This window comes from Candidatus Schekmanbacteria bacterium, from assembly GCA_003695725.1.
In the GTDB taxonomy this organism is placed as follows: domain Bacteria; phylum Schekmanbacteria; class GWA2-38-11; order GWA2-38-11; family J061; genus J061.
In genome coordinates this window covers 1-11,388 of record RFHX01000180.1, presented here as the reverse complement: position 1 = coordinate 11,388, position 11,388 = coordinate 1, and the positions used below count along the sequence as shown (strand labels likewise).

Here is an 11,388-nt window from a genome sequence, read left to right as displayed (position 1 = left end):
TACTCTTTAAACTCCTCTAACAGGTAATTCTATTACAAAAGTTGTCCCTCGAGGTATATTATCTTTCACTCTAATATAACCGCGATGTTCTGATATTATGGAATTGACAATGGCTAATCCAAGCCCTGTACCGCTCTTTTTTGTGGAAAAATAAGGCAAAAAGAGCTTCTCCTTAACATTTGGAGGTATTCCTCTTCCATTGTCTGATACTTCAATTTTTACTGTCTGTAAATCTGCCATATACTCAAATGATATATTGATTTCACCATTTCCGTCCATCGATTCAATAGCATTGTCTATTAAATTGATAAATACCCTTTTTATCTGCTCAGGGTCAAGTTTCAATAATGGGATATCTTTTCCATTATTTATGTTTATTTTAACATTTTTCATACTTGTTTTGTAAAGAGAAATTGTTTCTTCAGCAAGTTCCTTGATGTTTACATCAACAGGATTGAAGGAAGGCATTCGCGCAAAATTTGAAAATTCATTGACCATTTTTTTCAAATCATCAACTTCCTGAATAATCGTATCAACACAGGAAACAAAAACCTCTTTATCTCCATTTCCTTCCTGAAAATATTTCTTTTTCAGCCGCTGTGCAGATAGTTTTATTGGAGTCAAAGGGTTTTTAATTTCATGGGCAATCCTTCTCGCTACTTCGCGCCATGCAGCAACTCTTTGAGCACGGATAAGCTCGGTCATATTTTCAAGTACCATTACAACGCCTATTTCATTATTCTCGCTATCGAAAAGTTTGCTTACATTTATCATAAAGGTAAAAACTTCGCCCTTTATATTTAGATTAACTTCATCTTCTATGCTTCTATTTCCTGATTCCTCAAGTTCAAGAAATAATTTCTTCAGAGGGTCCAATTTTGAAGTTGAAAAGGCGTCCTTGAAGAGTTTGCCTGTAAAATCACTTGCTTTTATGTGCAGCATTTCTTCTGCAGCAGAATTTATAGTCGTTATTCTTCCCCATATATCGAGAGAAATGACTCCTGTGCCTATGTTTTCAAGGACTGTTTCAATATAGCTTCTCCGCCTGTCAAGCTCACGATTTGTCTTTTGGAGGCTTAAATTCTTCTCCTGAAGTGCCAATTCTTTCATCTTTATATCATTTGTCATCTTGTTGAAAGAATCTACTAATATTCCAATTTCATCTTCACTCTTATCGCTTACCTTTATATCAATGTGAAAATCAAGATTGCCGTTAGACACCTCTCTCGTCCCTTCAGCAAGCTGTTTGATAGGAATCGTTATCTCCTTTGCAAGCTGTAATCCAAACCACATCGCCGCAAAAATGACTAAAATAGTTACTATCGCAAACATACCGACATAGGTGTTTGCAATTGGTTTTTTAAGAATCTCCTTTTGTCGATAATCTTCAAATGCCATAGCTGCAGATTTTATATCTTCCGTCAAACTTCTAGGCAAATAATATCCCACAGCCACAACACCAATCTTCTTTTTTCTTCTATTTTCAAGGGAAACCAATCCATATATCAATTCACCCTCATCAGCAGGAATGACGGTTGAAAGCTTCTCTTTGGAAAGAATCTTCTTTATCAAGTCATCATCAGGCTTGATCACTCTGTCTTCATCCACATCTTTTGAATAGGCTTCCATCACTTTTTTTCCTGATGAATTATAAACATATATGACATCCATATCATACTCATTAACCTTGCTCTTTATGTAATTTCTCAGATATTTCTTATTTTTTTCTGCAAGAAGGTTTCTGCGAAGAATAGACTTTCCGATAATCGATGAGAAATTTTCCGCCCTCCCCTTTATGTCGTCATAATACTGCTCTGATACGCGTATGGCACCTTGAAGGGACTGCTCAATTGGGACACTGAACCAATATTCCATAGTCTGTGAAATCAAAAAGCGGGCATAGAAGAAGAGGACAACAGAAGGAATACTCGTCAAAAGGAAAAAAGAAACTATCAGTTTTGTTCTAAATTTTGCTCCGGGCTCTAAGCGCTCTCTTTCAAAATAAAGTTTAACAATATTCCGGACAATCAGATAGACCAAAATCAGTAGCAGCATAAAGATGATGTTGTAAAAGGAATAGAATATAACATAATTGCCCACAGGCGAAGATGCTGAAATGTCCTGAGTTGTAACCTCGATTACAAGGAGAATTATAAACAGTAATATGAGCGCAGCTACTACTATTACATTCCTGCGCCTCTTCAGTGCCGCTTCCCTTGGAGATTCCACTTTTTTTGTTTTCATTTTTCCGATTTTTTCTAAAATATCATCTCGTTAATAGAACAATGTTATTGTAGCATTTTTATATAAAGATTGATATTTTTTTCAAAAAGGTTTTCTTGGATTTAAATCTTTCTCTAAAAGCTCAGAGACATTCCTCTTACAGGTAATTTCTTACAAACATTTTACCTGATACCTGCCTTACAGCGCCATATATTTCAAGTTTCATAAGTATAGATGATATTTGCGGTATTCCCATTCCACATTCCCTCGATATAAGGTCGATATGTTTAGGAGAATCATCGAGAAAGGAAAGAACAGCCGCTTCTACAGAATCTTCAGAAAAGGCAATAGGTTTCTTACTATCTTTATCATCAGAGCGAGTAGAATTCTCTGAAAATTCTCTTTTGAATTCAACGCCTAAATGCTCTGCGATGTCGTCAAAGGATTCTGTCAATATGGCGCCTTTTTTTATCAACCCATTTGTGCCCTTGCTTCTTGAAGATGTAACCCTGCCCGGCACAGCAAATACATCCCTGTTTTGCTCAATGGCAAACCGCGCTGTTATAAGCGTCCCGCTTCTCTCTCCTGCCTCGATAACCAATATTGCTCTACTCATACCGCTAACGATTCTGTTGCGTCTCGGAAAATTCTTTTTGTGAGGTGACGAACCCATTGGAAATTCAGATATAACAGCTCCTTTTTCACAGATCTCATTATATAACTTGCCGTTTTCAGGTGGATATACCATATCTATACCACTTCCAAGTACTGCTATCGTATAACCATTACTTCCAAGTGCGCTTTTATGAGCTATTGTATCTATCCCTCTTGCCATACCACTAACTACTGCTATGCCGTTTATTGCCAACTGAGATGAAAGTTTTTCAGCCATCATTTTTCCATATTCAGTTGGATTCCTCGTGCCTACTACTGCAATTCCAGTGAATTCTTTTTTTAGATTCCCACGACAATAAAGCACAGGAGGGGGAGCTGAAATCTCCCTTAAAAGCTCTGGATAATCTTCATCTTCAACTGTAATTATCTGAACTCTCTGTTTTTCAATAACTTCAAGTTCTTTATCAACTATCTCGCCATATAGTATTGATATTGTTGATGATTTTTTCTTATTATCAAGCCACTCGATATCTTGAAATCCACTTCTGCCTGCTTTCAAAATTTCAGTGCCGCTTCCATAGTGCTGATGCAGTTTTATAAATATATCAGGCTTTTTATAAGAAAGCAGATTAAGGGCAATCCAATCCTTTTTTTCTTCAATATTCATTCTCGAATATCACTTTTCCCTTTCCAACAGATCTTTGATATCATCCTTTATATCATCAATCGATTGCTGTGGTATTTTATATTTTTCTGCAATGGTTTCAAGCTTCAAAATTACTTTTCTTATCGCCTCATTGCCAATATCAGCAGAGGGACATTTATTACAATCTCTATAAATTGCCCTTTCACCATTTGTAACTTCTTCATCAATTTCACTATTCATACTGCTGAAAGCAATACATTTATCCTTCATCATCTTCCTTTTTAAATCGAGATATTCGCTATCCGACAATCCGAGCTTTCTTTTTTCAATAAACCATGAAATATTTATTACCAAAGGTGCTGCAACAGTCAAAAGCCCCGTAACAGTTGGACATCCTTCTGCGCCTCTGAATAATTTTCTTATCTGAGAGTTGAAACCTCTTCCTATTTTAAGTCCTCTTATTCTGCCAATCAACTCTTTGAAAAGAGGACAATTTTTTTCAGGTGTTTCATTCATCTGCAAATCGACATCTTTTATCTCATATTCTGGAAATGTTGCAAAAAGAGTTAGTCTAATGTCATGGACTACATCCTTCATCGATGCGCTTACACGCATCAATCCCGGGCTAACCTCATCAAGGTCAATTAGAATATTTCTGACAAATATAGCCATCAATTTCTCCTTTTGGAAATACGCCTGCTTCTCTTTTTCCTTCTTTTTTTATTGAGCGAAATAAATTCATCAAATCTATCATATAAAAGTTCTAAATCCATTTCCCCTCTCTCGGGATAAACATCTATCACCAAAACTCTCACCCTATCTCCTATCCGAAATGTAATTCCGCTCCTCCTACCCCGTATGCGATGCTTATCTGCTTCAAAAATAAAATAATCTCCCTTTAACGATTTCATTCTCACCAATCCGTCAACATAATACCCCTCTATTTCGACAAAAAATCCGAATTCAGCTACACCGGAAATAATCCCATCAAAAACTTCTCCTGTATGCGCTTTGAGAAATTCCAATTTCTTTCTGTTCAACACTTCTCTTTCTGCATCCTCCGCTTTTCTCTCCATCTCGGATGAATGGGCTGCAGTTTTTTCCAGTTGCTTCAAATAGTTGTTTGAATAAATCTCCTTTTTCTTTCTGTTGAGCATTCTTTTCAAAATTCTATGTACTACAAGGTCAGGATATCTTCTTATGGGTGAAGTAAAGTGAGTATAATGCTTTGAAGCAAGACCAAAATGCCCCTCAGTTTTCGTTGTATAAAGTGCATGTTTCATTGTCCTCAAAAGTACTGTAGATACAAGATGCTCAATCTCAAGTCCCTGCACTGAATCAAGCATCTTCTGAAAATTTTTAGGTGCAATCTTTCCAATAGGTTTCAAATCGAAGTCGAGCCCTTTTATAAATTCATTGAACTCATCTATACTGTCTTTATCAGGCAATTCATGAACTCTATAAATCGACGGCTCTGAATGTTTAAACAAATATTCCGCTACGGTTTCATTGGCTGCAATCATAAATTCTTCAATGATTCTGTGTGATGTCAATCTCTCAGATTTAACGATGTCAATAATATCGCCTGTTGCATCAAGAATAAATTCCGGTTCAGGCAGGTCAAAATCAAGACTACCGCGCCGTCTTCTCTTTTCTTTGAGAATATGACAAAGCTCTTCCATTAATTTGAAATCTTCTGCATAATTGCTGTAACGCTGAATAATTTGTTCATCACTTCCATCTAAAACCTTTTGAAAATTGGTGTAGGTCATCCTTTCATCACTTCTTATTACAGATTCCACTATTCTATAATCAATAATCTCACCCTTCTTATCTATGTCCATTACAACACTTACTGTTAATCTGTCTTTTCCCTGATTTAAGCTGCACAAATCGCTGGATAGTTTCATCGGCAGCATAGGAATCCAGTAGTCAGGAAAATAAACACTTGTCGCCCGCTTCCATGCTTCCTTGTCTATCAGACTATTTTCTTTCACATAATAGGAAACATCAGCTATATGGACATAGAGACGAAAGAGGTTTTTCTCGATTTTTTCAATTGATACGGCATCATCGAAATCCCTTGCTTTTTCACCATCTACTGTCACAGTCTTGAGATTCCTAAAATCTACTCTCCTTTCTATCTCTTTTCTTATATCAGAACTAAGACTTTTAGCTTCCTTCAAAACATTTGAAGAGAATTCATCAGCAAAACCATTTTTTTCGATTACGATTTTAGTACCTATTGCTGAAGAATTCTTATCGCCTATCACATCTATTAGTCTGCCATTGATATGCCAAAGGTCCTTTTTCTTTGCAGATGGTTCAACAATAACTATATCCCCTTGTTTAAGCGGTTTAGCCTCCTTTCCGTCAATGATTATGTCAGGCAAATTGCTCCTTGATATTGGGACAGCTATCAATTTTCTACCAACTTTTTTTATTTCCCCAATTATCCTCTTTTGCTTTCTTCTCAATACCTTGACAACTTCTCCATAAGGCCTTCCCCTTCGCCCTATTTTTGCAACTCGGACATATACGAAATCTCCATCCAAGGCGTCGCCAGTCTTATCGAAATCAACAAAGATAGCTTTTCTTGGTTCCTTCTCCGGATAAACACGTCCTTCTCCTGTCCTCACGATTTTTATTGTCCCTGCTACGATATTGTAATGAGAAGGATTTAATATTCTATCATTGTCAATGATAATTATTCCCTCTTCCTCGAGATTCCGACATATCTTCTTTAAAGACTTTCGTTCTATTTCAGCATCTATAAGCCCTGAAAGCTCTGAAAATGAAAGGGAATGGTATCTCTGCCTTTTGGAAGTAAAAAGTTTCTCAATCTCATACTTTATTTTTTCATTATTTACAGACATCTTTTCACCGCCTATATAAAAATTATCATAACCAACCAATCACACAAAGAAAACAATTAAGAAGAGATTCTCTTCATTTCTGGAATTCTTGATTATTTCTCCAAATAAGCAAGATCAAATCGCCTCTGACATTTAAAATCAACAGGTAAGGCATCTTAGAAAAGCTTCGGGAAGGTAATCGATCACATCGCCGGCACAAAGAGATACCTCCCCAATATCTTCTGCCGCAATATCACCTGCCAAGCCATGAATGAATACACCACAACTTGCAGAATACTCGGACGGCACACCTTGAGACAACAGCCCTGCAATGATTCCAGTCAAAACATCGCCGCTTCCCCCGGTTGCCATTCCCGGATTTCCAGTCGTGTTGATAAAGGTCTTTTTTCCCCGATTTGAAATAATTGAATTTTTCCCTTTCAGGACGACTATACAATCAAAATCCTTTGCTGCTTCAATACACACTTCAAGGCGCTCTTTCTGAACATCTGATGATTTAATTCCCATAAGTCGTCCCATCTCACCCGGATGAGGCGTCAATATTACTTCCCCTTTTCTTTCCCGCAGTATTTCTTTATTCTTTGACAGAATATTTATGGCATCAGCATCTAAAACAAGAGGCATATCAAGATTTTTCAAAAGGGCCTCAATAATCACTTCACCGTCTTTATCAGCGCCCATACCGGGTCCTGCTGCTACAACATCCTTATCCCTGCAAAAGTCCAATATTGAATCCACAGCTTCTTTAGAAATTGCTCCATTCTTATTTTCTTCAACAGGAAAAGACATCGCTTCAATCAGATTGGCTTCGATAACGGTGTTTATTCCCTTTGGCACTACAGCAGTAACCAACCCTGCACCTGAACGCATAGCGGCTTCGGCAGCCATAATGACAGCGCCGCTTTTCCCAACAGAGCCGCCTATGATAACAGTGTGTCCAAAATTTCCTTTATGTGCATCCTTTTCTCGTTGTGGAAGTATTTTTCTAACATCTTCCTTTTCTATGACTTCAACATCAAACTTCATATTTTCAATTACATCATCAGGAATTCCAATATCCACAATTTCAAGGTCGCCTGCATATTTGGCGGCAGGATATACAAAATGTGCTATTTTGGCCATTCCCAGTGTAACAGTTAGATTAGAAAAAATGGCAGGTCCGCTGATTTTTCCTGTATCTGAAGACAACCCTGAAGATATATCGACAGAGACAACATCCTTTCTCAAGTCATTTATGAGGTTTATCACTTCACCATAAAATCCTTTGACCTCTCCTGTGATTCCTGTCCCCAGTATGGCATCAACAATGATATCTGTCCTTTTAAGTATGGACATTACTTCTTCATCAAATTCGGAAGTGCTTTTTAGATGATATATTTGCGCTCCTGCCTCCTTTATCCTTTTATAATTCTCCAAGGCATCACCTTTAAGAGCAGATTCTTCAGCCAAGACAAACACATTCATCTCGTTACACTCATCGAGCAACAATCGTGCAACAACATATCCGTCACCTCCATTATTCCCCTTTCCGCTAACAACTGTAATGTTTTTATCCTTTAAAGATGAATATCTTCTCTTTATGGCATTTGCCACGCCTGTTCCTGCATTTTCCATCAATACAAGACCCGGAATGCCTCTTTCTTCTATAGTTATTCTATCTACTTCTCTCATCTGAGAGCCGGTGGCAATGGGAAAACTCATAGTTCTTTATACCTCACTTTTCAATAGCAATCGCATCGATTTCAATTAGGACGCCTTTGGGCAGAGCAGAAACTTCAACACAAGCTCTTGCTGGTGGGTCATTCTGAAATGATTTTGCATAAATTTCATTAAATTTTTGAAAGTCACCTATAGATTTCAAATAAACAGTTGTTTTAACAACATCATTGAAATCCAAGCCTGAAAAGATCAAAATATTTTTGAGGTTCTTCAATACCTGTTCTGTTTGCGCCTCAATACCGCCCGAAACAACAGTGCCCGTCTGAGGGTCAATAGGAATCTGTCCTGAAATAAACAAAAAGTTTCCTGCGCTAACTGCCTGTGAATAAGGACCTATCGCCGCAGGTGCATCAGGGCATTCAATAGGTTTTATTTTTGCCATTAACCTCCCCCCACATTAACCTTTTTCTCCGACAGTCCAACCCTTTCAATTTTAATGACACCTTTTAAATTATTGATTTGAGTTATCGCTTTATTCAATTGATCAACATTTTTTACTTGTATTATAAAAGTCATATCTCCTGTTCCATCATCATTGGCAGCCGCATTTGCAGAAACAATATCAATATCATTAGAGGCAATAATCGAAGAAATCGATGCAAGCATACCCTTTTTGTTTTCAGATGTAACTGAAATTTTTACAGGCCTTTCCGTTTTGGCTTTTGAATCCCATTCTACATCTATTCTCCTTTCAGGATTTATATCGATTTTGTTGAGTAAAGCACAATCTGCCTTATGTATAGTTACACCGCGTCCTCTTGTTATAAATCCCTTGATCTCATCGCCCGGCACAGGAGAACAGCATTTAGCAAAGCGTATCAATATATTGTCTATATCCTTGATGCGTATTCCTGTCGACTCATTTCTTCTTACAACCTGTCTGAATTTTTCTTTTATTTTCTCTAAACCTTTGGCTTTTTGTACCTCATTTTTGCTCTCTGGCAAATACTTTTTTATAAAGGTCTCTGCCGACAATTTGCCAAAGCCCACAGCAATGAAAAGAGATTCCAGTGTCGGATAACCAAGACTACTGCAGGCATTTTTGAACGCCTCATCTTCAATAACTTTCGATAAATTTATATTGTTCTTTTTAAGCGCCTTTTCTATCAATGTTTTCCCAAGATTGTAGCTCTTTCCAGATTCCTCTTCACGAAGGAACAATTTTATCTTGTTTTGAGCACGTGAAGTTATTACAAAATTCAACCAATCCCGGCTCGGTTTATGGTTTTCCGAAGTAATGATTTCCACGACATCTCCGCTCTTGAGCTGATATTTCAACGGGACCATTTTTCCATTCACACGAGCACCTGAACATTTATGGCCTATATGTGTGTGAATTGCATAAGCAAAATCTACGACTGTTGCACCACGAGGAAAAGATTTGACTTCACCTTTTGGAGTAAATACATAGACTTCTGTGGCAGTGAGGTCTACCTTTAAATTCTTCATATACTCTTTGGGGTCTTTCATCTCCTCCTGCCAGCTCAATATCTGTTTTATCCACTTGAATTCATCAGGATGAATTGCTGTTATTTCCGTACCCTCTTTATACAACCAGTGGGCAGCAATACCTCTTTCTGCCACCTCATGCATTTTTTTGGTCCTTATCTGAATCTCTATTCTATTGCCTTTTGGACCTATAACAGTGGTATGCAGAGATTGGTACATATTGGGTTTTGGCATAGCTATATAATCCTTAAATCTTCCGGGCACAGGCGTCCATAGGGAATGTATTGCCCCAAGAGAGGCATAACAATCTTTTATAGTATCTGTAATAATCCTGAATGCCAGCAGATCATAAACCTCATCGAAGCTTATCCTTCTTCTCATCATCTTTTGATAAATGCTGTAGAAATGTTTAGGTCTGCCTTCAACAATGACATCAAGGCCAGTCTCAATAAGGTGCTGTTGAATAAGATTTCTCACCTCTTCGATGTATTTTAAGCGCTCTCTTCTTTTATTCCTTACCTTTTTTGCAATTGTATAGTAAACATCTGGCTGAAGATACCTCAAAGACTCATCTTCAAGCTCCCATTTGATTTCTCCCATACCGAGACGATGGGCTATTGGCGCATATATATCAAGGGTTTCCTGCGCAATAAATTTTCTTTTCTCTTCATTCAAATATTCCAAAGTCCGCATATTATGGAGGCGGTCTGCAAGTTTAATCAAAATCACCCTTATATCTTTTGCCATCGCCATCAGCATTTTTCTGAAATTTTCACTCTGTTTCTCCTCGATGGATTTGTATTTAATCTTTCCGATTTTAGTAACTCCATCTACCAAAAGAGCAATAGTTGGATTGAACATCGTTTCAATATCCTGCAAAGTCACAGGTGTATCCTCTATAGTATCGTGAAGTATTCCTGCGGCAATCGTATCAACATCCATTTTCATATCTGCAAGAATCGATGCTACTTCAAGTGAGTGAGAGAGATATGGCTCACCTGAGGCGCGTAGTTGGTCTTTATGCGCCCGTGCTGAAAAAACATATGCCTTTCTTATTATGCCCTGATTTGCATTAGGCAAATATGTTAAAACTTTATCTATAATTTCTTCACATCTAATCATACTGTATCTTCAACACTTTGATACCTGAATTCCTCATAAAATTTGCTATCTTTGCCTGTGAAAAAATATCACCTTCTGCAAGAACAAGATGTGTCGAATCTGCAGGAAACTGCTTCAGTGAAGGGTCAACAGAGACCCATTTGCCCAAATAAACTTCACACCATGAATGATACATAAAGGCATTATATCCATCAGGATATACCAATCCGGAAACAATCCTGCAGGGGATATTCCCTGCGCGCATTATAGCTGAAAATAGATAAGAATGCGACTGGCATTCTCCCTCACCCTTTTTTAAAGTATCGAGCGCGCTGAAGTTTTCAACCATTGATTCTTTTATATTCTTAGAAAACCATTTTAAGGTTTCTTTCACAAAAAGCAAGGAATCATTTCCCGATAATTTAGAAATCTCTTTGGCAATATTTTTTATTTCTCTGCTGTCGCTTTGTATGAATTGAGTTGCTTTTTGATAATTCTTGTAAAATGTAATTGGAAGCGGCAATGCTTTGAAATTATCGAGAGATTCTTTCCTGATTTCTATTATTACATTTTTTGTGCCATTTGAAGAAAGGTTTTCAACCTTTTTTATACGCTGTCTGTCTCTTTCAGGGATATCAGCATCATTTTTCAGCCCTTGAAAATTCAGTTCGCACCTTACTGTTTTTGACGGATTCTTTATTTTTATATCAGTTTTGATACCTGCAAGTCTCAACATATCGAATATATTCACCTTGGCGG

At 37.4% G+C, this 11,388-nt stretch carries 8 protein-coding genes; all 8 read right to left on the bottom strand.

What is annotated here, in order from left to right:
* Positions 1-6 precede the first annotated feature (6 nt).
* The gene (locus D6734_07200) at positions 7-2,244 is read right to left on the bottom strand and encodes a PAS domain-containing protein (protein RMF94644.1); all 2,238 of its coding nucleotides are present in this window, start codon (positions 2,242-2,244) and stop codon (positions 7-9) included.
* Between the two features lie 136 nt (positions 2,245-2,380).
* Complete coding sequence (gene dprA, locus D6734_07195; protein RMF94643.1) at positions 2,381-3,505, bottom strand: DNA-protecting protein DprA; 1,125 nt, start codon at positions 3,503-3,505, stop codon at positions 2,381-2,383.
* 9 nt (positions 3,506-3,514) lie between these two features.
* On the bottom strand, positions 3,515-4,156 hold the full coding sequence (locus tag D6734_07190; GenBank protein RMF94642.1) for a DUF2889 domain-containing protein: 642 nt from the start codon (positions 4,154-4,156) through the stop codon (positions 3,515-3,517).
* Complete coding sequence (rnr, locus tag D6734_07185) at positions 4,156-6,399, bottom strand: ribonuclease R (protein RMF94641.1); 2,244 nt, start codon at positions 6,397-6,399, stop codon at positions 4,156-4,158. The genes D6734_07190 and rnr overlap by 1 nt, the downstream gene beginning before the upstream one ends.
* Before the next feature lie 99 nt (positions 6,400-6,498).
* A complete protein-coding gene (locus D6734_07180; protein RMF94640.1) occupies positions 6,499-8,061 on the bottom strand; it encodes an NAD(P)H-hydrate dehydratase in 1,563 nt (520 codons plus the stop codon).
* Positions 8,062-8,074: 13 nt separating this feature from the next.
* On the bottom strand, positions 8,075-8,461 hold the full coding sequence (locus D6734_07175) for a RidA family protein (GenBank protein RMF94639.1): 387 nt from the start codon (positions 8,459-8,461) through the stop codon (positions 8,075-8,077).
* Positions 8,461-10,650, bottom strand: coding sequence for a bifunctional (p)ppGpp synthetase/guanosine-3',5'-bis(diphosphate) 3'-pyrophosphohydrolase (locus D6734_07170; GenBank protein ID RMF94638.1), 2,190 nt, complete (start codon positions 10,648-10,650; stop codon positions 8,461-8,463). The genes D6734_07175 and D6734_07170 overlap by 1 nt, the downstream gene beginning before the upstream one ends.
* Positions 10,643-11,388: transglutaminase domain-containing protein (locus D6734_07165; GenBank protein ID RMF94637.1), on the bottom strand; the 746-nt coding region annotated here is incomplete at its 5' end. The genes D6734_07170 and D6734_07165, both read right to left, overlap by 8 nt.

What these genes read in the sequence shown, in the direction of transcription:
- D6734_07180 (RMF94640.1), bottom strand. Translation starts at nt 8,061, where the DNA reads ATGAGTTTTCCCATTGCCACCGGCTCTCAGATGAGAGAAGTAGATAGA.
- D6734_07170 (RMF94638.1), bottom strand. Translation starts at nt 10,650, where the DNA reads ATGATTAGATGTGAAGAAATTATAGATAAAGTTTTAACATATTTGCCT.
- D6734_07200 (RMF94644.1), bottom strand. Translation starts at nt 2,244, where the DNA reads ATGAAAACAAAAAAAGTGGAATCTCCAAGGGAAGCGGCACTGAAGAGG.
- D6734_07175 (RMF94639.1), bottom strand. Translation starts at nt 8,461, where the DNA reads ATGGCAAAAATAAAACCTATTGAATGCCCTGATGCACCTGCGGCGATA.
- D6734_07190 (RMF94642.1), bottom strand. Translation starts at nt 4,156, where the DNA reads ATGGCTATATTTGTCAGAAATATTCTAATTGACCTTGATGAGGTTAGC.
- dprA (RMF94643.1), bottom strand. Translation starts at nt 3,505, where the DNA reads ATGAATATTGAAGAAAAAAAGGATTGGATTGCCCTTAATCTGCTTTCT.